Here is a 21169-nt window from a genome sequence, read left to right on the forward strand (position 1 = left end):
GTCACTCCTCGTAGTCGCGGGCGTCGAGCAATTCGGCCAGCTGGCGCACGGTGGGGCACTCCAGAAGCCCGGTCACCGGCACCGAGGCGTTGAGCGTCTTGCGGATCCGGGTGGTCAGCTCGATCGCCAGCAGGGAGTGCCCGCCCAGCTCGAAGAAGTTGTCCAGGGCGCCGATCGGCTCGATGGCCAGCACCCGGGACCAGATCCCGGCCAGGATCGCCTCGGTGCCCTCCCGCGGCTCGACGTAGGGGTTGTTCAGCTCGGGGCGCGGGTGGCGCTCCTGGTCGTCGACGTCCTCGCCGGCCTCGTGGATGTCGCCGGTGACCCACTGCGCGATCCGGCCGTCGAGCGAACCCGTGGAGATGACCAGGTGGCCGACCCTGTCGGCGGCCGACAGCGCCCGTTCCAGGACGTCCACGCCCTCCGCCGGGGCCATCGCGAAGTCGATGACGGCGCCGCTGTGCCCCTCGACCCGCTCGGGGTCGATGTTCCAGGTGTCCCAGTCGACGGTGACCCAGCGGCCGCCCGCGGCGCGGTCGGCGCGGACGTAGGCGTCCAGCGCGGCGTTGGCGGCCGCGTACGGGGCCAGCGTCATCCCGCCGAGCACCGCGGCGATCGACGACAGCGTGATCCGGCGGTCCTGGCAGTGGTCGCCGAGCACCTTCTGCAGCACGTGGAACCCCGTCACCTTGGCGGCCAGGTGCGCGTCGCACTGCCTCCGGTCCATCAGGTGGGCGAAGTTGAAGTACGCGCCGTCCTGCACGCCCGCGCCGTGCACCACCACGTCGATGCCGCCGAAACGGGCGACCGCCTGGTCGACGACGGCCCGCATCGCGTCCTCGTCGGCCACGTCGGCCGAGACGGCGAGCACGGTGGCGCCGCGCTCCTCCAGGTCCCTGACGTTGCGGATGTGCCTGGCGGTCCGCTCCCCGCCCTGCGGCGTCGCGGCCAGGTAGCCGTCCCATTCCTCCCTGGGCGGCAGCGCGCTGCGGGCGGTCAGGACCAGCCGGCAGCCGTACGCGCTCGCCAGGTGCCGCGACAGCACCAGGCCGACGTCGCCGAGGCCGCCGGTGATGAGCACCGTGTCGCCGGCGCGGAACGGCCGCTGGTCCGGCTCGGGCGCCTCGATCGGGTACTGCTCGTAGCGCCGCACCCAGGTCTCGTCGGCGCGGATCGCGACCGGTCCCTCGTACGGGCAGACCGCCGCCGCCAGGATGCGCGCCGCCGTGGCCGCGGCGTCGAGGCCGCCGCCCACGTCGATGGCGCGGCTGCGCAGCCGCGGGTTCTCCTGGGCCAGGCTCGGCGCGAGCGCCGCGAGCGTGGCGTGCTCGGGGTGGCGCAGGTCGGCGCCGGCCACGCTCACCGCCTCAGGGGTGAGCAGGACCAGTTCGGCGCGCGGGGCCGAGCCGGTGTTGTCGATCAGCTCCTTGGCCAGCGCCAGCACAGAGTAGAAGCCGCGCCGCTGCTCGGCGGCGAAGTGCGCCACCGGATCGTCGTCCCGGCCCGCCTCGGCGGCGGCCAGGCTGAACCCGTGCACGATGGCGCGCGGGGCCGCCACCAGGGAGTACATCAGCTCGGCGATGTCGTCGGCGGTGCCGATCCTGACCGTGAAGTCACCGGCGTCGTCCTGCTGGAAGCTCTCGCCCGGACGCACCGTCGTCACCTCCGCGCCGGCCTCCACCAGCCGCTCGACCAGCGCCTCGCCGTGCGGGTCCGCCGCGAACACCAGCCACGGCCCCGCCTCGCGCAGCCGCTCGTCCAGGCCCGCCACGGGCAGCGGGCGCTGCCGCCAGCCTGGCAGGTACGTCCACCGGGTCCGGTCGAAGGTCTTGCCGCTGCTGACCTGGACCTGCGCCTGCTCCTTCGGCGGGTCGATCCAGTACCTGCGGCGCTGGAACGGGTAGGTCGGCAGTTCGACCCGGCGGCCCGCGCCGCCGTGCAGCGCGGCCCAGTCGACGGCGACGCCGGCCAGCCAGAGCCGCGCCACCACGGCGAGCAGCCAGCCGGACGCGCCCGGCCGGGCGCCGTCCCCTGACGTACCCGTTCCGAGTCCCGTTCCGCCGAGTCCCGTGTCGCCGAGTCTCGTGTCGCCGGGCGCTGTCTCGCCGGGCGCGACGGTCACCGTCTCGGCGGCGTCCCCGGCGTCCGTCACGTTCACGCCGATCGCGCGCAGGGCGTCGGCCAGCGCGCCCACAGCCTCCTCGCGTCCCGGCGCCCGCGTCCCCGCGGTGGGAGAGCCGGCGGCCGGCGAGCCGGGCCGCAGCACGGCGCCGACGGCCGCGTGCAGCTCCGCCCACCACTCCTCCGGCACGCCGGAGTCCGGCGTGACCAGCCGGACCCTGGGGTTGCGCCGCTGGGTCTTGCCGTCGATCCAGCGCTCCGGGTCGCCGAGCGCGGCCACGGCGTCCTCGCGGTCCCGGCACACCACCGCCCGGCGCAGCGCGAACCCGCCGCGCGAGACCTGCGAGGTGAACGCCACGTCCGCGAAGTCCTCGCCGTCAGGCGCGCCGGCGGCGAGATGGTCGCGGAGCCGCTCGGTGAGCGCGGTGAGCGCGCGGTCGTCGGCGGCGGAGAACACCAGCAGGTGCGGGCCCGGCCGGGCGGGACGCGCCGGCCTCGGCGGCGCCTGCTCCAGCACGACGTGCGCGTTGGTGCCGCCGAGCCCGAACGAGCTGACCCCGGCGCGGCGCGGGTGCGGCCCGGCGGGCCAGGGCGTGTGCTCCTTCAGTACGGTGAAGCGGTCGTGCGCGGTGGCCAGCGCCGGGTTCGGCGTCCCGTAGCCGGGGGTGCCCGGCAGCAGTTCGTGCCTCAGGCTGAGGGCCGCCCGCATCAGCCCGGTGACCCCGGAGGCGCGGTCGAGGTGGCCCAGGCTCGGCTTGACCGACCCGAGCACGCACGGCGTCTCGCCCGCCTGGGTGAACACCCGGTTCATCGCCGCCAGCTCGATGGAGTCGCCCAGCATGGTGCCGGTGGCGTGGCACTCCACGTACCCGACGGTCTCGGGCTTGACCCCGGCCACGCCCAGCGCCGACTCGATCACCTCGGCCTGCCCGTCCACGCCGGGCGCCGTGTAGCCGGCGCGCAGCCGGCCGTCGTTGTTGGAGGCCGAGCCCAGGATCACGGCGTGGATGACGTCGCCGTCCGCGATCGCGTCGGACATCCGCTTGAGCGTGACCGCGCCCGCGCCGGCGCCCATCACGGTGCCGCTCGCCTCGGCGTCGAAGCTGCGGACCCGGCCGTCGGGCGACAGGATGCCGCCCTGCTCGTACAGGTAGCCGGAAGGCTGGGGGAGCGGCGTGAACGCGCCGCCCGCCACCGCGAGGTCGCACTCGTAGGTGAGCAGGCTCTGGCAGGCCAGGTGGACCGAGACCAGCGAGGTGGAGCAGAACGTCTGCACCGACACGGCCGGACCGCGCAGGCCCAGCTTGTAGGAGACGAGCGAGGCCAGGGAGTCGCGCTCGTTGCCGATCGCGGCCAGCAGCGCCGCGCCCGGCTGGCCCATCAGGTGCTGGATGTTCCTGACGATGTAGTCGGGGAAGCCGCAGCCGCCGAACACCGCGACCTGGCCGGGCACGTCAGTGGGGCAGTAGCCCGCGCTCTCCAGCGCCTCCCAGGAGCACTCCAGGAACAGCCGGTGCTGCGGGTCCATCAGCTCGGCCTCGCGCGGGTTGACCCCGAAGACGGCGGCGTCGAAGGTGTCCAGGCCCTCCAGCGGCCCGCCGACGCGGACGTAGCGCGGATCGGCCAGCATCCCCGGCTCGACGCCGGCGTCCAGCAGTTCCTCGTCGGTGATCGTGCGCAGGCCCTTGACTCCCGCGAGCAGGTTGCGCCACAGGCTGCCGACGTCCGCGGCGCCGGGAAAACGCCCCGACATGCCGATCAGCGCGACCGCGGAGTCGTAGTCGGTTTCGGTCATGACGTCCTTCCGCTCCTGAGCATGTTGCGTCGCTGGGCGATCCGGGATCGCTGCTGTTCACGTTCCTCCGCCGCCGGTTCCCCGCCGGACTCCTGGCCCTCGCGGGCCGCCTCGGCGAGCGCGGCGATGGTGGGCGCCTGGTAGAGGATGTGCGGGGGCAGGTACGACAGCTCCAGCGCCCGCCTGACCTCGGCGATGATCTCCATCCCGAGCAGGGAGTTGCCGCCCAGCTCGAAGAAGTTGTCGTGCACGCCGACCTGCTCGAGGCCGAGCGCCTCGGACCACACGCCGGCGATGGTCTCCTCCGTGGGCGACTGCGGCTCGACGTACGCGGTCGACAGGTCGGGTCTCGGGTGCCGCCCGAAGGCGTCCCGGATCTTCTTCACCGTCGCCTGGTGGCTCTCGATGGAGGACCTGCGGCTCATCGCCACCATCGGGGCGAAGTCCTGGGTGGAGGCCACCACGTGCCGTTCGCCGCTGGCCAGCACCCGCAGCAGCGTCTGCCAGCCCTGGTCGAAGGTGAGGCCGAAGTTCTCCCGGTACCACTCGAAGTACTGCTTGGAGCCCTCGTCGTAGTTGTCCAGGCCGTCGGTCCAGCCGTTCCAGGTCCACTCGCACCAGTCGATCGAGGCGACGGCCACGCCGGGCAGCGCGTCGGCCAGGGCGAAGGAGTCCAGGAAGGCGTTGGCCGCGCAGTAGTCGACCTGGCCCGCGCCGCCGCCGGTCGCCGAGGTGGTGGAGGAGAACAACGCCAGGAAGTCCACCGGCACCTCGCGCAGCGCCCGCGCCAGGGCGAGCGTGCCGCCGACCTTGGGGGCCAGCACCCGCTCCATGTCGGCGACGGTCTTGAACTGCATCAGCCCGACCGCCGGGACCCCGGCGCAGTGCAGGACGCCGTTCAGCTCCCCGAACCGCTCGACCGCGGCGCCGACCGCGCGGCGCACGTCCTCGGCGCTGGAGACGTCGCCGGCGACGGTGAGCACCTCGACGCCGGCCGACTCCAGGCGGCGCAGACCCTCCAGCCGTCTGCGGACCTCGCCGCCGGTGCTCTCCGCGTCCAGGATGGCGTCCCACCGCTCACGCGGCGGGACCGGAGTCCGGCCGAGGAGCACCAGCCGCGCCCGGTACTGCTCGGCCAGTCGTTCGGCCATCGCCAGCCCGATGCCGCCCAGACCGCCGGTGACCAGGTAGACGCCGCCGCGCCGCACGCTCGCGGCCGGAGGGGCCGCCTCGATCACCGAGGCGTCCAGCGCCTCGTAGTCGGGGATCCAGCGGTGCCCGCCGCGCAGCGCGACGACCTGGTCCTCGGGCTCGGCGCGCAGCTCGGCCAGCAGCGCGGCGCCCTCGGCGGCCGCGTCGAGGTCGATCAGCCTGGTCCTCACCCTCGGGTACTCCACCGGGATCAGCCGCGTGGGGCCGAGCAGGGTGCCGCGCTCGGCGGCCACCGGCTCACCCGCGTGCACCCGATGGCTGCGGGCCGTGACGATGTCCAGCGACCAGCCGGGCAGGCCGAGGTCGCCGGCCGCGCGGGCCAGCGCCACGAGCGTGTAGAGGCCGCGCCGCAGGCACTCCTCGGTCGCCGGGTCCTGCGGGCGCGGCGGGGCGTCGTCGGCCGTCCACAGGTGCACGACCCGTTCGGGCAGCCAGTCGCGGGCCGCCAGCTCGCGCAGCGCCGCCAGCGCGTCGTCCGGAGAGCCGGGGCGCAGCCGGAAGCCGTCGGGGCCGCTCTCGTAGCGCTCGCCCGGCCGCACCAGCACGACCTCGCCGCCCTGCGCCGCCAGGTGTGCCAGCAGCGGCGCCGCCAGCGTGTCGGCGAACCCGGCGTCGGTGTAGACCAGCCAGCGGGCGGCCTCCTGCGCGCGGGCCGGCCGCGGCGTGGTCTGCCGCCAGGTCGGCAGGTGGATCCAGCGGTTGTCGGGCAGTCTCGGGTACGCCTTGGCGATGCTCGTCGGATCGCTCTCGTCGAACGCCGGGGTCCCGCTGCCCAGGGCGCTCTCGTCGATCTCCAGCCAGTACTCCTGGTGCTCGAACGGGTACGTCGGCAGCGGCACCCGGCCCGGCGACCAGCCCTCGTCCTCGTGCAGCGCCGCCCAGTCGACCGGCACGCCGGTCAGCCAGAGCTTGCCGACTGCGGTGGCCAGCGCCGCGCCGGTGTCCTGCGGGTCGTTGGCGGCCGGCAGGGTGGTCACGATCAGCGGCCACTGGGCGCGGTCGCAGCCGGGGTGGCCGCGCGTCAGCGCGCCCAGCGACTGCCCGGGGCCGATCTCGGCGAGCGCGAGCTCGGCGCCGAGCACGTGCGTGAGGCCCGCGCCGAACTCGACCGTCTCGCACATGTGCCTGGCCCAGTAACCCGGGTCGTCCACCAGCTCCGCGGTGGCGAGCCCGCCGGTGACGTTGCTGACGTAGGGCAGCTCGGGCGCCCGCAGCGTGACGTTCTCCTTGATCCAGGCGGTGAGCTCCTCGGCGAGCGGGGCCAGCATCCTGGAGTGGTACGCGTGCGTGGTGTCCAGCCTGCGATGCCCGATCCGCGCGTCGAGCAGCAGCGCGGAGGCCGCCTCGACGGTCTCGGCCGGGCCCGCGAGCACCACCTGCGAGCCGGTGCGCACCGCCACGTCCAGCTCGCGCGTGATCGACTCGCCCAGCACGACCCGCAGCCGCCGCTCGTCGGCGGACACCGCCAGCATGGCCCCCTCGGGCTGCGCGGCGATCAGCCTGGCCCGGTGGGCGACCAGGCGGACCGCGTCGGGCAGCGACAGGACGCCCGCCAGGCAGGCGGCGACGTACTCGCCGAGGCTGTAACCGATCATGATGTCCGGCTTCAGCCCCCAGCGGATCAGCTGGCGCGCCAGCGCGTACTCCGCCACGAAGACGGCCGGCTGGACCAGGTGGGCGTCCGTCGTCGAGGCCGGCGCGGGCGCCGCCCTGCCGAGCATCCCGGCCAGGTCACCGGCCGCCCCGCCGCGGGCGGCGGGCACGAACACGTCGGACAGCTCCCCGGCCCCGGCGATCCCGAGGACGGCCAGGCACGCGTCCACGTCGGCGCGGAACGCCGGCTCCTCCGCGTACAGGGACGCCACCATGCCGGGGTACTGCTCGCCCACCCCGGCGATCAGGAAGCCCACCTTCCTGCCCGTCGTCGCGTCGTTGCGCCCCAGCGGCCCCGCCGGGTCGGCGAGCCGCCCGGCGGCCTCGCCGGTGGACTCGGCCACCACGAACCGCCGGTGGTTGAAGACCTTGCGGCCGGCCTGCAGCGTGTAGGCGACGTCGCCGAGGTCGTCCGGCGAGTCCGCCAGCCGGTCGGCGAGCCTGGCGCAGGACTGGTCGGCCGCGGCGGCCGACCGCGCCGAGAGCGGCAGGATCTGCCAGCGGCGCGACCTGGCCGCACGCTCGGCGGGCAGGGGCGCCTCGGTGATGATGGCGTGCGCGTTGGTGCCGCCCATGCCGAGCGAGCTGATGCCGGCGACGCGCGGCCGGTCGGCGGCGCGCGGCCAGGCAGTGGTGCCGGCGGTCACCCGGAACGGGCTGTCGGCGAAGTCGATCTCGGGGTTCGGCGAGCGGTAGTGCAGGGTGCCGGGGATCAGCTCGTGCCGCAGCGACTGGACGACCTTGATCAGCCCGGTCACGCCGGAGGCCCGGTCGAGGTGGCCGACGTTGGGCTTGATCGAGCCGAGCACGCAGTACTGCTTCTCCTTGGTCGGGCCGAAGGCCCTGGTCAGCGCCGCGACCTCCATGGGGTCGCCGACCTCGGTCGCGGTGCCGTGCGCCTCGACGTAGGAGATCTCGGACGGGTCCACCCCCGCCTTGGCGAGCGCGGCCGAGACGCAGCGCCGCTGGCCGTCGATGCTCGGCGCCAGATAGCTGAACTTCATCGCGCCGTCGTTGTTGATGGCCGAGGCGCGGATCACGGCGAGCACGGTGTCACGGTCGGCCACCGCGTCGGACAGCCGCTTGAGCGCCACGACGGCCGCGCCGTCGCCGAACATGCTGCCCCGGCCCTCGGCGTCGAACGTCCGCACGTGCCCGTCGGGCGACTCCTGGCCGCCCTCCTCCCACAGGTAGCCGGTGCGGTCAGGGATGCGCACGGACACGCCGCCGGCCAGCGCCATGTCGCACTCGCCGCGGCGCAGGCTCTCGCTCGCCAGGTGCACCGCCACCAGGGACGTGGAGCAGAACGTCTGCACGCTGAGGCTCGGCCCGCTCAGGTCCAGCCGGAAGGAGACGTTCGTGGCCAGCGAGTCCTTGTCGTTGCCGATCATCAGGGCGGAGGTGTCGATGCCCATGGTGAAGGCCCGCAGGCGGGTGAGCAGATAGCCGCTGATGTTCATGCCGGCGAAGACGCCCACGGCGCCGCGGCCCTCGGGCGCGGCGTAGCCTGCCGACTCCAGCGCCTCCCACACGCATTCCAGGAAGATGCGCTGCTGCGGGTCGGCCAGCGTCGCCTCGCGCGGGTTGTAGCCGAAGAACCCCGCGTCGAAGCCCCGGACGTCGTCGAGGATCGGCCGTACGCGGACGTAGTTGGGCTGCTGGTAGACCGAGGCGTCCACCCCGGCGGCGGCCAGCTCCTCGTCGGTGAACCGGGTGAAGGACTCCACGCCGGAGCTGATGTTGCGCCAGAACGTCTCGACGTCGGTCGCGCCGGGGAAGCGCCCGGACATGCCGATGATCGCCACGTCTCCCGCGCCCGGTGGTTGGTGCTCATCCATGGACGTGCCCCTCTTCACTGAAGTCGTCATTGCTTTAGTCCGCGCTTTACTGCGCTGCTCGCTCCGCCTCAGATCAGCCCGCCGCGGCCCCAGCCGCGCGCCAGCCGCCGGGCCGCGAACGCGCCCGCCACCAGGCCGATCGCCAGCAGGATCGCGGCGGACGGCAGCATGCCCGCCAGGTCGCCGCGTACCGCGGCCTGCATCAGGGTCAGCGCCCAGTAGCCGGGCGAGACGGGCGCCACGAGCTGCGCCCACTCGGGCATGAGGCTCAGCGGCACCAGGGCGCCGCCCAGGGAGCTGAGGGTCAGCGCGCCCACGTCGCAGATCACGCTCAGCTCGCCGTGGCTGCGCACGATCGCGGCGAGCAGCGCGCCGAGTGAGAGCAGCGCGAAGGCCCAGATCACGATGGCCAGCAGCACGTAGTGCGGCGCGCTCGGCACCGGCAGCCCGATGACCAGGCAGCCGTAGGTCAGCAACAGGGCCTGCTGCACGACCATCACCGCGAAGATCGGCGCGATCTTGCCGGCCAGCAGCTCGGCGGCCGCCGCCTGGCTCACGCGGAGCCGGTCCCAGGTGCGCCAGGTGCGTTCGGACAGGATCGCGTTGCCCGCCAGGGAGATCGCGAAGACCGAGAACATCACCATGAGCCCGGTGGACACCTGCGTGGCGCCGCCGTCCACGGCCCGCACGTACAGCGGCTTGAGCACCAGCATGAGCACCATCGGCATGACGATGTAGCTGATCGCCTGACCGGGGTCGCGCAGCCGGATGATGGTGTTGTGCCTGGCCACCGCGGCGATCCGGTGGAACGCGGGTAACACGCCCGCGCCGCGCGGCGCGCTGTCAGCGAGCATCGTGGACCGCCAGGGATCTGTAGAGGTCGTCAAGGGAGGGGTGGCGCACGTCGACCGAGCGGATGGGACGGTCGAGGCGGCCGAGCAGGTCGATCAGGGTCGCGGTCGGCTCGGTGGTGGAGACGGTGATCTCCTCGTCGTCCTCGAGCTGGACCCGGACCTCGCCCGGCAGGTCTCTGGCCAGGTCCTCGTAGGTGCCCCTGGCGATGACCCGGCCGTCCCGCGCGACGGCGAGCGTGGCCTGCAGCTCGGTCAGTTCGGGCAGGTAATGGGTGGTGTAGACGACCGCCGCGCCCTCGCCCGCGCGCTGCTTGACCACGTCGAGCATGGCCTGCCTGGTCTCCAGGTCGGCGCCGGCGGTCGGCTCGTCGAGGAGCAGCAGGGGCGGCCGGTGCACCAGCGCGGTCGCGGCCTGGGTACGCCGCTGCTGGCCGCCGGAGAGTTTCCCCGCCCTCCTGCCCATGATCTCCGCCAGCCGCAGGATGCCGGCGAGGTCGTCGATGGCCGAGGTCAGCGCGGCCCCCCTGAGCCCGGCGAGCCTGCCGAACAGCTCCAGGTGCTCGCGCACGGTGACGGAGGGATAGAGGGCCAGGTGCTGGGGGGCGACCCCGACCTGGCCGCGCATGGCCGACGGGGGTTTACCGTCAATGGTGACGTGACCGCTGTCCGGGCGGATCAAATCGGACACGATTTCCACAAAGGTCGTCTTGCCCGCACCATTGTGACCGACCAGTCCGACGATTTCACCGGCTGCCACATTCAGTGTGAATCCGTCGAGGGCCTGCACCGTGCCGTACCGTTTGACGAGATCGGTTACCACCAGCAATGTGTCACCTCCCTAGATGTCACACCATCAGTATTTGAGTAATCCGATTTACGCGATTGCCCGACGTCCTCTTACGATAGCGACGAACATGGGCGCGGCCGGTGGCAACTAGTTTCGCGGAGAAGCGGCCAATGACGGCCGATTCCTGTCGGCTGTCCTGACTCACTAATCTGACAAATATGCGTGTGGGTGCATTGATCGCGGCCGGGGACGACTGCCTCGTCTACGAGGCCGGGGCGGGCAGGGTGGTCAAGCGCTCCCGCGACGGCCGCGGGCTGGAGCAGGAGGCGGCGGTCATCCGCCACGCACGCCGGCACGGGATCCCCGCACCGGAGGTCTTCGACGCCGAGGGTCCCGACATCCTCATGGAACGCCTGGAGGGACCGAGCCTGCGGGAGACGGCGCTGCGCCGGCCCGACCGCCTGGCGGAGTACGGCCGGCTCCTGGCCGAGCTGCTGCGGACGCTGGGCCGCGTGCGCGCGCCCGGGTGGCTCAAGGCCGCCGGGGGCTGTCCCGGCAACCGGCTGCTCCACCTGGACCTGCACCCCTCCAACGTCGTCATCACCGGCGACGGGCCGCGGATCGTCGACTGGGCCAACGCGGCCAGGGGCGCGCCCGTCGCCGACGTCGCCTGCACCTGGCTCATCCTGGCCACCACCGTCGTGCCCGAGGCGCCGGTGCCGGACTGGCGGGAGATCATGCTCGGCGCGTTCCTGGAGGGCGTCGACGTCGCCGCCGTGCGGCCGTATCTGCACGTGACCGCCGAGCGATGGCGCGCGGACCGTGCCATCGCCCCGGAGGAGCAGGCCGACATCGACGCCTTCCTGGCCGGCGAAGAGTTCCGGGCCGCCGGATGACCGCGCGCGCCGAGGCCGGCCGGCCCGAGGGGGGCAAGAGGATGACCGAGCAGCCCGACGCCGCCCCCTCGCCGGTGGACGGTGGAGCCCGCCCCGCGCGCCGTGGCGAGCTGGACTCGGTCCGGGTGCTGGTGGTCGTCGGCCTGGTGTTCTTCCACGCGGCGCTGGTCTTCGACGCCTCCGACGACTTCTACGTGCGCAACGCCGAGACCACGGGCGTGTCCATCGTCGTCTCGGCACTCGGCGTGGTGTGGGCGATGCCCATCCTCTTCCTCATCGCGGGCTTCGGCGCCCGGCACTCGCTGCGCCGCCGCGGTCCCGCCGGGTTCGCCGTCGAGCGGCTGCTGCGGCTGGGCGTGCCGCTGGTCTTCGGCACGCTCACCATCGTCCCGGTGCCGCAATGGCTGCGGCTGCGCGCCGACCCCGGCTACCACGAGTCCTACCTGGCCTTCCTGCCGCGCTTCTTCGAGGTCCGGTTCGACCCGGCCGAGTTCCCCTTCGTGCTGCAGGGCGCGCACTTCGAGACCGGGCACCTGTGGTTCATGCTGCTGCTGCTGGTGTACGCGCTGATGCTGGCGGCGGTGGCGCGCCCGTTCCCGGCCGCCCGCGCCCGCGGGATCGCCGACCGGCTCGCCGCCGCGGCCGATCACCGCGGCGCCCTGCTGCTGCCCGCCCTCCCCGTGGCGCTGCTCAGCGCCCTGGCCGGGCTGGAGGAGGAGTACGCCGGCTGGAGCCGCTGGGCCTACCTGCTGTTCTTCTGCTACGGGTTCGTGCTCGCCGGCGACGACCGGTTCCGCCGGGCGATCCGCAGGGACGCGCCGGTGGCCGCCGCCCTCGGCGTGGCGCTGCCCATGGCCGGCCTGCCCATGTTCCTGCTCGCCGGCGGCGACCCCTTCACCGACCTGAGCCCCATGGCCACCGTCGCGCGGGCGATGTACGGCGTCGCGGGCTGGTGTCTGCTGGTCGGCATCCTCGGCCTGCTCGACCGCCGCGCCGCCGCCCGGGTCGCGGGCGCCCGGGTCGCGGGCGCGCCGTCACGGGGCGGCGCCCGCCGGCGGGTGTACGCCTACCTGGCGGCCGCCGTGCTGCCCCTGTACATCCTGCACCAGCCGATCGTGGTCGCGGTCGCGTACGGGGTGGTGCGGCTGGATGCGCCGATCGCCGTCAAGTACCCGCTGATCGTGGCCGTGTCCCTGCTCCTCACGGTCGCCGCGTACGACCTGCTGGTACGGCGCACCCGGGTCACCCGGTTCCTGTTCGGCATGCGCGACGGACGCTGACGGCCCGGGCCCCGGCGTTCCGGTGCAGCTCAGGGCGGAAGGGCGCGACCGCGCCGGGGGTCCGGCCCGCCGCTGACGGTCGCCGGCGCACCCGGTGTGTAACCCGACCGTAATCGTGGCGACCCTTGACGGAGCGGCATGTTAACGTTCACAGTCGTGCCAAGCCCGAAAGGAGCACGGCCGTGGGAACTGCCCGAGGACGCCGTCTGCCGGTCATGGCGGACGTGGCCAAGGAGGCCGGCGTTTCCCATCAGACGGTCTCACGCGTCCTCAACGACCACCCCAACGTGCGCGCCGAGACCCGGACCCGGGTGCTGGAGGCGATCGACAAGCTGGGCTACCGCCGCAACCTCGTCGCCCGCGCGCTGGTCACCAAGCACTCCAGGACCCTGGGCGTGGTCAGCTTCGACACCACGCTCTACGGCCCGGCCAGCACGGTGTACGGCATCGAGCAGGCGGCCAGGGCGGCCGGTTACTTCATCAGCATCGTCAGCCTCAAGTCCATCGACAAGACCGGCGTCCGCGACGCCCTCGACTACCTGGCCGACCAGGGCGTCGACGGCATCGTGGCGGTCGCGCCGCAGCGGTCGGCCGCCCAGGCGCTGGCCGACCTGCCGCTCGACATCCCGGCGGTGGCGGTCGAGGGCGGCGAGGCCGGTGACGTGCCGGTGGTCTGCGTGGACCAGGTCGAGGGCGGCAGGCTCGCCACCGAGCACCTGCTGGAGCTGGGTCACGAGACGGTCTGGCACGTACGCGGGCCGGGCGACTGGCTGGAGGCCGAGGGCCGGGTGATCGGCTGGCGGTCCGCGCTGGAGCGGGCGGGCCGGACGGTCCCCGAGCCGCTGGCCGGCGACTGGAGCCCGCGCTCCGGTTACGAGGCCGGGCGCAGCCTGGCCGGCATGCCCGGGGTCACGGCGGTCTTCGTGGCCAACGACCAGATGGCGCTGGGCGTGCTGCGGGCCTTCACCGAGAAGGGGGTGAAGGTGCCCGGTCAGGTGAGCGTCGTCGGCTTCGACGACATCCCCGAGTCGGCGTACTTCTCGCCCCCGCTCACCACCATCAGGCAGGATTTCGGCGCGGTCGGGCGGCACAGCATCGGGGTGCTGCTGCGGCAGATCGAGGCCGGCGGGTCGCAGGCAAGCGAGCGGCTCGTCGTCCCTCCCGCGTTCGTCCCCCGCGTCAGCACGGCCGGGCGCTGAGCCAGGGCCGCCGGCAGGACGGCGCTCGCACGCCTCTCGTGTTAGCGCTCACAACCCCAGAAAGGACACCCCCCACGTGTTGAAGAGGATCTCGACGCTGGTCGTCGCCGGATTGACCGCGGCGGCGCTGGCGGCATGCGGCACCGGTGGCAGCGGCGGCAGCGGCGGCACGGAAGGAGGCGGCGGCGGTGGCGGCGACGCGATCGTCATGGGCTTCTCCCAGGTCGGCGCGGAGAGCGGCTGGCGGACCGCGAACACCAAGTCCGTCCAGGAGGCCGCCAAGGAGGCCGGCATCACGCTGCGCTTCTCCGACGCCCAGCAGAAGCAGGAGAACCAGATCAAGGCGATCCGCTCCTACATCCAGCAGAAGGTGGACGTCATCGCGTTCTCGCCGGTCGTGGAGTCGGGCTGGGACACCGTGCTCAAGGAGGCCAAGGACGCGAAGATCCCGGTCATCCTGACCGACCGGGCCGTCGACTCCGCGGACACCTCGCTCTACAAGAGCTTCCTCGGCTCGGACTTCGTCGAGGAGGGCAAGAAGGCCGGCCAGTGGCTGGTCGAGGAGTACAAGGACGGCAGCGATACCGTCAACATCGTCGAGTTGCAGGGCACCACCGGCTCCGCCCCGGCCAACGACCGCAAGGCGGGGTTCGCCGAGATCATCGGCGCCGACCAGAAGTTCAAGATCGTCGCCTCGCAGACCGGTGACTTCACCAGGGCCAAGGGCAAGGAGGTCATGGACGCCTTCCTGAAGGCCCAGCCGGACATCGACGTTCTCTACGCCCACAACGACGACATGGGCCTCGGCGCGATCGAGGCGATCGAGGGCGCGGGCAAGGTGCCCGGCAAGGACATCAAGATCATCACAGTGGACGCCGTCAAGGACGGGATGCAGGCGCTCGCCGACGGAAAGATCAACTACATCGTCGAGTGCTCGCCGCTGCTCGGCCCGCAGCTGATGGACCTGGCCAAGAAGGTCGTCGCCGGGGAGAGCGTGCCCGCCCGCGTGGTGACCGAGGAGACCACGTTCACCCAGGAGCAGGCCAAGGAAGCTCTGCCCAGCCGCCAGTACTGACCGTGGACGACCGGGCCGGCCGCGCGGCCGGCCCGGTCCGGAAGGAAGGGGCGCCGGATGGACGCACCCGCGCCGGTCCTGCGGATGAGCGGGATCGGCAAACAGTTCCCGGGCGTGCGCGCCCTCGACCGCGTGGACCTGCGGCTGCTGCCCGGAGAGGTGCACGCGCTCATGGGCGAGAACGGCGCGGGCAAGTCCACCCTGATCAAGGTGCTGACCGGCGTGCACCCGGCCGACGAGGGGGCCGTCGAGCTGGACGGGCGGCCCGCCGCCTTCGCCAGCCCGCTGGAGGCGCGTCAGGCCGGGATCAGCACCGTCTACCAGGAGGTCAACCTCTGCACGAACCTGTCCGTGGCCGAGAACATCCTCATCGGCCGCGAGCCGCGCCGCTTCGGCCGCATCGACTGGAAGCGGATGCGGGCCCGCGCCAGGGCGCTGCTGGCGCGGATGGAGCTCGACCTGGACGTCTCCGCGCCGCTGTCGTCGTACTCGCTGGCCATCCAGCAGATGGTGGCCATCGCCCGCGCGCTCGACGTCGAGGCCCGCGTGCTGATCCTGGACGAGCCCACCTCCAGCCTGGACGCCGACGAGGTGGGGCAGCTCTTCCGGGTCATGCGCAGGCTCAAGGACGAGGGCATCGCCATCCTCTTCGTCACGCACTTCCTGGACCAGGTGTACGAGATCTCCGACCGGATGACGATCCTGCGCAACGGGCGGCTGGTGGGGGAGTACCTCACCCGCGAGCTCAGCCAGGTCGAGCTGGTCGCCAAGATGATCGGCCAGGAGCTGGAGGCGCTGGAGAAGCTGCACGGTGAGGCCAGAACCTTCACCCGGCCGCTGGTCGAGGCGCGCGGGCTGACCCGGCCCGGGGCGATCGAGCCGTTCTCGCTGACCATCCACGAGGGCCAGGTCGTCGGGCTGGCCGGGCTGCTCGGCTCCGGCCGCACCGAGGTCGCCCGGCTGCTGTTCGGCGCCGACCACGCCTCCGGCGGGCAGCTCGCGGTCAGGGGCGAGCCGGTCACGTTGCGCACCCCCCGCGCCGCGATGAACCACAAGATCGCCTTCTGCTCGGAGAACCGCAAGACCGACGGCCTGATCGAGGACCTCACCGTCCGCGAGAACATCGTCCTGGCCCTGCAGGCCACCCGCGGCTGGACCAGGCCGGTGCCGCGCGAGCAGCAGGACCAGCTGGTCGCCAAGTACGTCAAGGCGCTGCGGATCAACCCGCCCAACCCCGAGATCCCGGTGCGCAACCTCAGCGGCGGCAACCAGCAGAAGGTGCTGCTGGCCCGCTGGCTGATCCTGGAGCCGCGGCTGCTCATCCTCGACGAGCCCACCCGCGGCATCGACGTCGGCGCCAAGACCGAGATCCAGCGGCTGGTCGCCGAGCTGTCCGACGGCGGCGTGGCGGTGCTGTTCATCTCTGCCGAACTGGAGGAGGTGCTGCGGCTCAGCCACAAGGTCGCGGTGCTGCGCGACCGCCGGTTGATCGCCGAACTGCCCAACGACGACGAGCTCACCAAGGAAGTGATCATGGAGACCATCGCGAGCGGAGGCCGGACCTGATGCGCCGCCTGCTGTGGCCGATCCTGATCCTGGCCGTGCTGTTACTGGTCAACGTGATCTTCACCCCCGGCTTCTTCTCCATCCAGCTCCGCGAGGGCCACCTGTACGGGAGCCTGATCGACATCCTGCGGTTCGGCGCCCCGCTGATCCTGGTGTCGCTGGGCATGACGCTGGTCATCGCGACCGGCGGCATCGACCTGTCGGTCGGCTCGGTGGTGGCCATCGGCGCCGCGCTCGCCTGCCTGCAGATCAGCCAGGACCAGGGCGTGCTCGTCGCCGTGACCTTGTCGCTCGGGCTGTGCCTGCTACTCGGCGCCTGGAACGGGTTCCTGGTCGCGGCGGTCGGCATCCAGCCGATCATCGCCACGCTGATCCTCATGGTGGCCGGGCGCGGCCTGGCCCAGCTGATCACCGACGGGCAGATCATCACCGTCAACGAGCCCGCGTACAAGCTCATCGGCGGCGGCTACCTGCTGACCGTGCCGTTCGGCATCCTCATCGTGCTCGTCGTGCTGGCGATCACCGCGTTCCTCACCCGGCGGCTGGCCCTCGGCGTGCTCATCGAGTCGGTCGGCGGCAACGCCGAGGCGAGCAGGCTGGCCGGCATCAGGGCACGCGGGATCATCGTCATGGTGTACGCGTTCGCCGCACTCTGCGCGGGCGTGGCGGGGCTGATGATCAGCTCCAACGTGTCCAGCGCCGACGGCAACAACGCCGGCCTGTGGATCGAGCTGGACGCCATCCTGGCCGTGGTGATCGGCGGCACGTCGCTGGCCGGCGGCCGGTTCTCGCTCGGCGGCACGGTGATCGGGGCGCTGATCATCCAGACGCTGACGACCACGATCTACTCCGTCGGCGTGCCGCCGGAGACCACGTTGCTGTTCAAGGCGCTCGTGGTGACCGCGGTATGCCTGATCCAGTCGCAGGCCTTCCGCGACAAGGTGTTCCGCCGCCGCGGCGGGACCGCCCCGACCCAGCCGGTGAACGAGGAGAAGGTACGGGTGAGCACGTGAGCACGCTCAGCCTCGGCGGGCACAGGACGATCCCCGCCAAGTACGTGCCGGTCTTGGTGACGGCCTGCCTGTTCGCGGCCATGTTCCTGGCGGGCGGCGTCCGCTACGAGGGGTTCGCCACCGGGCAGATCGTGCTGAACGTCTTCATCGACAACGCGTTCCTGCTGATCGTGGCCGTCGGGATGACGTTCGTGATCCTCACCGGCGGCATCGACCTGTCGGTGGGCTCGGTGGTGGCGCTGTCCACGATGATCGCCGCGAGCCTGATGTCCGGGCCGGGCTGGCCGCCGTACGTGGTGGTGCCGCTGGTGCTGCTGGTCGGTTCGGGGCTGGGCCTGGTGATGGGCTACCTGATCCACGCCTTCGACATCCAGCCGTTCATCGTCACGCTGGCCGGGATGTTCCTGGCCAGGGGACTGTGTTACACGATCGGGACGGAGTCCATCCCGATCACCGATCCCACGTTCACCGTCTTCGCGCAGACCCGGCTGGACCTGTTCGCGGATCTGTGGATCTCGCCGAGCGTGGTCATCGCGGCGGTCGTGGTGCTGGTGGCCGCGTACGTGCTGCACTACACGCGGCTGGGCCGGGCGGTCTACGCCACCGGCGGCAGCGAGCAGTCGGCGCTGCTCATGGGCCTGCCCGTGGGCCGGACGAAGGTGGCGGTCTACACGATCTCCGGGTTCTGCTCGGCGCTCGGCGGGCTCGTGCTGTCGCTCTACATGCTCTCCGGGTACGGCCTGCACGCGGTCAGCATGGAGCTGGACGCGATCGCGGCGGTGGTCATCGGCGGGACCCTGCTCACCGGGGGGACAGGCTTCCTCCTGGGCACCGTGCTGGGCGTGCTCGTGCTGGGCCTGATCCAGACCATCCTCAGCTTCGAGGGCACGTTGAGCTCCTGGTGGACCAAGATCGTCATCGGCCTCCTGCTGTTCGCTTTCATCCTGCTGCAGCGGCTGTTCTCGGCGAGGTCACGCCTCTGACCTGCGAGGAGATACCATGTGAACGTTACCAGGAGGTTACCGGGATCCATTGACACCATGGTTGTTAGCGATAACAATCACGGGCAACAGATGAGAGTTTTGTTCTGGTTCATCCCTTCTTGGGGAACCGTTACCACTCACGCGCAGCCCCCGCTGCCGTGATCTTTCATGCAAGGAGAGCACACGATGAGGTTGGGACGGATCGGGGGCGTGGTCACCGCGATCGCGCTCGCCGCCACCATGACGGCCTGCGGCTCCAGTCAGAAGACGGTCGACGCCGAAGCGACCTCGGCCGCCGAGGGCGGCGCCTCCGGCGGGCTGGTCGGCGTCACGATGCCGACCAAGTCGTCCGAGCGGTGGATCCACGACGGCGACAACGTCAAGAAGCAGCTGGAGGCGCTCGGCTACCAGGTCGACCTCCAGTACGCGGAGAACGACATCCCCACCCAGGCCAACCAGATCGAGAACCAGATCACCAAGGGCGCCAAGCTGCTGATCGTGGCCTCGATCGACGGCACCGCGCTCACCTCCCAGCTCCAGCAGGCGGCGGACAACAAGATCCCGGTCATCGCCTACGACCGCCTGATCCGCAACAGCCCGAACGTCGACTACTACGCCACCTTCGACAACTTCAAGGTCGGCGTGCAGCAGGCCACCTCCCTCCTCCAGGGCCTCGGCATGGAAAAGGGCGAGAAGGGCCCGTTCAACGTCGAGCTGTTCGGCGGCTCGCCCGACGACAACAACGCCACGTTCTTCTGGAACGGCGCCATGTCGGTGCTCCAGCCGAAGATCGACGACGGCACCCTCGTCGTCAAGAGCGGCCAGACCGACTTCAAGACCGCCGCGATCCTGCGCTGGGACCCGGCCACCGCGCAGCGGCGCATGGAGGACATCCTCACCAAGACCTACACCGGTGACACCAAGGTCGACGGCGTGCTCTCCCCGTACGACGGCCTGTCCATCGGCATCCTGTCGGCGCTCAAGAGCAGCGGCTACGGCACCAGCGGCCAGCCCTACCCGATCGTGACCGGCCAGGACGCCGAGCTCGCCTCGGTCAAGTCGATCATCGCGGACGAGCAGTACTCGACGATCTTCAAGGACACCCGCAAGCTCGCCGAGACCACCGTCAAGATGGCCGACGCCGTGCTCAAGGGCCAGAAGCCCGAGGTCAACAACGAGAAGGACTACGACAACGGCAACAAGGTCGTCCCCTCGTACCTGCTCGACCCGGTGATCGTCGACAAGACGAACTACAAGGAGATCATCGTCGGCGGCGACTACTACACCGAGGACCAGCTCAAGTAGGGCCGTGCTCCGGGGGACGGCGCGTCCCCCGGAGCCCCTGACCGAGGGGCTTCGACACATGACCGACCACATTCTGCGGATGACCGGGATCACCAAGACCTTCCCCGGCGTCAAGGCGCTGCAGGACGTCAACCTTTCCGTGCGGCGCGGCCGGATCCACGCCATCTGCGGCGAGAACGGCGCCGGCAAGTCGACGCTGATGAAGGTGCTGTCCGGCGTCTATCCGCACGGCACGTACGAGGGCGAGATCCACTTCGACGGCGCGCGGTGCGCGTTCGGCGGCATCCGCGACAGCGAGCACGCGGGCATCGTCATCATCCACCAGGAGCTGGCGCTCAGCCCGCAGCTGTCGATCGCGGAGAACATCTTCCTCGGCAACGAACGGGCCAGGCGCGGGATCATCGACTGGAACCGCACCAACTACGAGGCCGGCCTGCTGATGAAGCGGGTGGGCCTGCGGGAGAACCCGACGACCGTCGTCTCCGACCTCGGAGTCGGCAAGCAGCAGCTCGTGGAGATCGCCAAGGCGCTGTCGAAGGAGGTGAAGCTGCTCATCCTCGACGAGCCGACCGCGGCGCTCAACGACGACGACTCCGCGCACCTGCTCGACCTGCTGCGCGGGCTGCGCGACGAGGGCATCACCTGCGTGATCATCTCCCACAAGCTGAACGAGGTGACCGCCATCGCCGACGCCGTCACGATCATCCGCGACGGCCGCACCATCGAGACGCTCGACATGGCGACCGACGCGGTGACCGAGGACCGGATCATCTCCGGCATGGTCGGCCGCGCCCTCGACAACCGCTTCCCGCCGCACGAGTCCACGATCGGCGAGGAGGCGCTGCGCATCGAGGACTGGACCGTCCACAGCCCCAGCCAGCCCGGCCGCAAGGTCGTCGACGGCGCCTCGCTCACGCTGCGGCGCGGCGAGATCGTCGGACTGGCCGGCCTCATGGGCGCCGGGCGGACCGAGCTGGCGATGAGCGTCTTCGGCCGCACGTACGGGGTCAACATCTCCGGCAGGATCTACAAGGACGGCAAGCAGGTCGAGATCCGCACCGTGCAGGACGCGATCCGGCACGGCCTGGCCTACGCCACCGAGGACCGCAAGCGGTACGGGCTCAACCTCATCGAGGACATCAAGCGCAACATCTCCGCGGCCGGCCTGCGCGGCCTGTCACGGCGCGGCTGGGTCAACGAGCACGAGGAGTACGCGGTCGCCCGGCGCTTCCACAAGAGCATGAACATCAAGGCGCCCAGCGTGTCCAGCGTCGTCGGCAAGCTCAGCGGCGGCAACCAGCAGAAGGTCGTGCTCTCCAAGTGGATCCTGACCGAGCCCGACGTGCTCATCCTCGACGAGCCCACGCGCGGCATCGACGTCGGCGCCAAGTACGAGATCTACACGATCATCAACCGGCTGGCCGACGAGGGCAAGGCGGTGCTGGTGATCTCCTCGGAGCTGCCCGAGCTGCTGGGCCTGTGCGACCGCGTCTACACGCTCTCAGAAGGGCGCGTCACCGGTGAGCTGTCGCGGCGGGAAGCCACGCAGGAACGCCTCATGCAACTGATGACCAAGGGACAGGAGTAGCTCC

At 71.6% G+C, this 21169-nt stretch carries 13 protein-coding genes; 9 read left to right on the plus strand and 4 right to left on the minus strand.

The features are described from left to right. Position 1: 1 nt before the first annotated feature. The 4 genes from ACQEUU_RS35675 to ACQEUU_RS35690 form a co-directional block, all read right to left on the minus strand. Positions 2-3916, minus strand: coding sequence for an SDR family NAD(P)-dependent oxidoreductase (locus ACQEUU_RS35675; RefSeq protein WP_433074787.1), 3915 nt, complete (start codon positions 3914-3916; stop codon positions 2-4). Then, positions 3913-8619, minus strand: coding sequence for an SDR family NAD(P)-dependent oxidoreductase (locus tag ACQEUU_RS35680; protein ID WP_433074790.1), 4707 nt, complete (start codon positions 8617-8619; stop codon positions 3913-3915). Before ACQEUU_RS35680 ends, ACQEUU_RS35675 begins: the two co-directional genes overlap by 4 nt. Before the next feature lie 68 nt (positions 8620-8687). Then, positions 8688-9473, minus strand: coding sequence for an ABC transporter permease (locus ACQEUU_RS35685; protein ID WP_433074793.1), 786 nt, complete (start codon positions 9471-9473; stop codon positions 8688-8690). After that, entirely contained in the window at positions 9463-10293 is an 831-nt protein-coding gene (locus ACQEUU_RS35690; RefSeq protein WP_433074796.1) for an ABC transporter ATP-binding protein, read from the minus strand. Before ACQEUU_RS35690 ends, ACQEUU_RS35685 begins: the two co-directional genes overlap by 11 nt. A 191-nt stretch (positions 10294-10484) precedes the next feature. Here ACQEUU_RS35690 and ACQEUU_RS35695 point away from each other — a divergent pair, with 191 nt between their 5' ends. From ACQEUU_RS35695 to mmsA, 9 genes are all read left to right on the plus strand, one after another. Further along, positions 10485-11156 carry a phosphotransferase gene (locus ACQEUU_RS35695; RefSeq protein ID WP_433074799.1) on the plus strand — a complete coding sequence of 224 codons (672 nt, stop codon included), beginning with the start codon at positions 10485-10487 and terminating at the stop codon, positions 11154-11156. A gap of 41 nt (positions 11157-11197) precedes the next feature. Continuing rightward, complete coding sequence (locus ACQEUU_RS35700; protein WP_433074802.1) at positions 11198-12436, plus strand: acyltransferase family protein; 1239 nt, start codon at positions 11198-11200, stop codon at positions 12434-12436. A gap of 215 nt (positions 12437-12651) precedes the next feature. After that, positions 12652-13635 carry a LacI family DNA-binding transcriptional regulator gene (locus ACQEUU_RS35705; RefSeq protein ID WP_433075458.1) on the plus strand — a complete coding sequence of 328 codons (984 nt, stop codon included), beginning with the start codon at positions 12652-12654 and terminating at the stop codon, positions 13633-13635. Between the two features lie 76 nt (positions 13636-13711). Next, positions 13712-14710, plus strand: a complete 999-nt coding sequence (locus ACQEUU_RS35710; RefSeq protein WP_433074805.1) for an ABC transporter substrate-binding protein — start codon at positions 13712-13714, stop codon at positions 14708-14710. 57 nt (positions 14711-14767) lie between these two features. After that, the gene (locus ACQEUU_RS35715) at positions 14768-16276 is read left to right on the plus strand and encodes a sugar ABC transporter ATP-binding protein (protein WP_433074808.1); all 1509 of its coding nucleotides are present in this window, start codon (positions 14768-14770) and stop codon (positions 16274-16276) included. Continuing rightward, entirely contained in the window at positions 16276-17289 is a 1014-nt protein-coding gene (locus tag ACQEUU_RS35720; RefSeq protein WP_433074811.1) for an ABC transporter permease, read from the plus strand. Before ACQEUU_RS35715 ends, ACQEUU_RS35720 begins: the two co-directional genes overlap by 1 nt. Next, on the plus strand, positions 17286-18272 hold the full coding sequence (yjfF, locus tag ACQEUU_RS35725; protein WP_433074814.1) for a galactofuranose ABC transporter, permease protein YjfF: 987 nt from the start codon (positions 17286-17288) through the stop codon (positions 18270-18272). Before ACQEUU_RS35720 ends, yjfF begins: the two co-directional genes overlap by 4 nt. A 186-nt stretch (positions 18273-18458) precedes the next feature. Next, a complete protein-coding gene (gene chvE, locus ACQEUU_RS35730) occupies positions 18459-19577 on the plus strand; it encodes a multiple monosaccharide ABC transporter substrate-binding protein (protein WP_433074817.1) in 1119 nt (372 codons plus the stop codon). Between the two features lie 58 nt (positions 19578-19635). Beyond that, positions 19636-21165 (plus strand): multiple monosaccharide ABC transporter ATP-binding protein, encoded by a 1530-nt coding sequence (mmsA, locus tag ACQEUU_RS35735; RefSeq protein WP_433074820.1) that lies wholly within the window; start codon positions 19636-19638, stop codon positions 21163-21165. Positions 21166-21169 lie beyond the last annotated feature (4 nt).

The sequence above is a fragment of the Nonomuraea sp. CA-218870 genome (assembly GCF_050936535.1).
In the GTDB taxonomy this organism is placed as follows: domain Bacteria; phylum Actinomycetota; class Actinomycetes; order Streptosporangiales; family Streptosporangiaceae; genus Nonomuraea; species Nonomuraea corallina.

Bases quoted from the DNA above. Each gene is read 5' to 3' on its own strand.
- ACQEUU_RS35675 (WP_433074787.1), bottom strand. From the start codon at position 3,916: ATGACCGAAACCGACTACGACTCCGCGGTCGCGCTGATCGGCATGTCG.
- ACQEUU_RS35680 (WP_433074790.1), bottom strand. From the start codon at position 8,619: ATGGATGAGCACCAACCACCGGGCGCGGGAGACGTGGCGATCATCGGC.
- ACQEUU_RS35685 (WP_433074793.1), bottom strand. From the start codon at position 9,473: ATGCTCGCTGACAGCGCGCCGCGCGGCGCGGGCGTGTTACCCGCGTTC.
- ACQEUU_RS35700 (WP_433074802.1), top strand. From the start codon at position 11,198: ATGACCGAGCAGCCCGACGCCGCCCCCTCGCCGGTGGACGGTGGAGCC.
- ACQEUU_RS35705 (WP_433075458.1), top strand. From the start codon at position 12,652: ATGGCGGACGTGGCCAAGGAGGCCGGCGTTTCCCATCAGACGGTCTCA.
- ACQEUU_RS35715 (WP_433074808.1), top strand. From the start codon at position 14,768: ATGGACGCACCCGCGCCGGTCCTGCGGATGAGCGGGATCGGCAAACAG.
- ACQEUU_RS35720 (WP_433074811.1), top strand. From the start codon at position 16,276: ATGCGCCGCCTGCTGTGGCCGATCCTGATCCTGGCCGTGCTGTTACTG.
- chvE (WP_433074817.1), top strand. From the start codon at position 18,459: ATGAGGTTGGGACGGATCGGGGGCGTGGTCACCGCGATCGCGCTCGCC.
- mmsA (WP_433074820.1), top strand. From the start codon at position 19,636: ATGACCGACCACATTCTGCGGATGACCGGGATCACCAAGACCTTCCCC.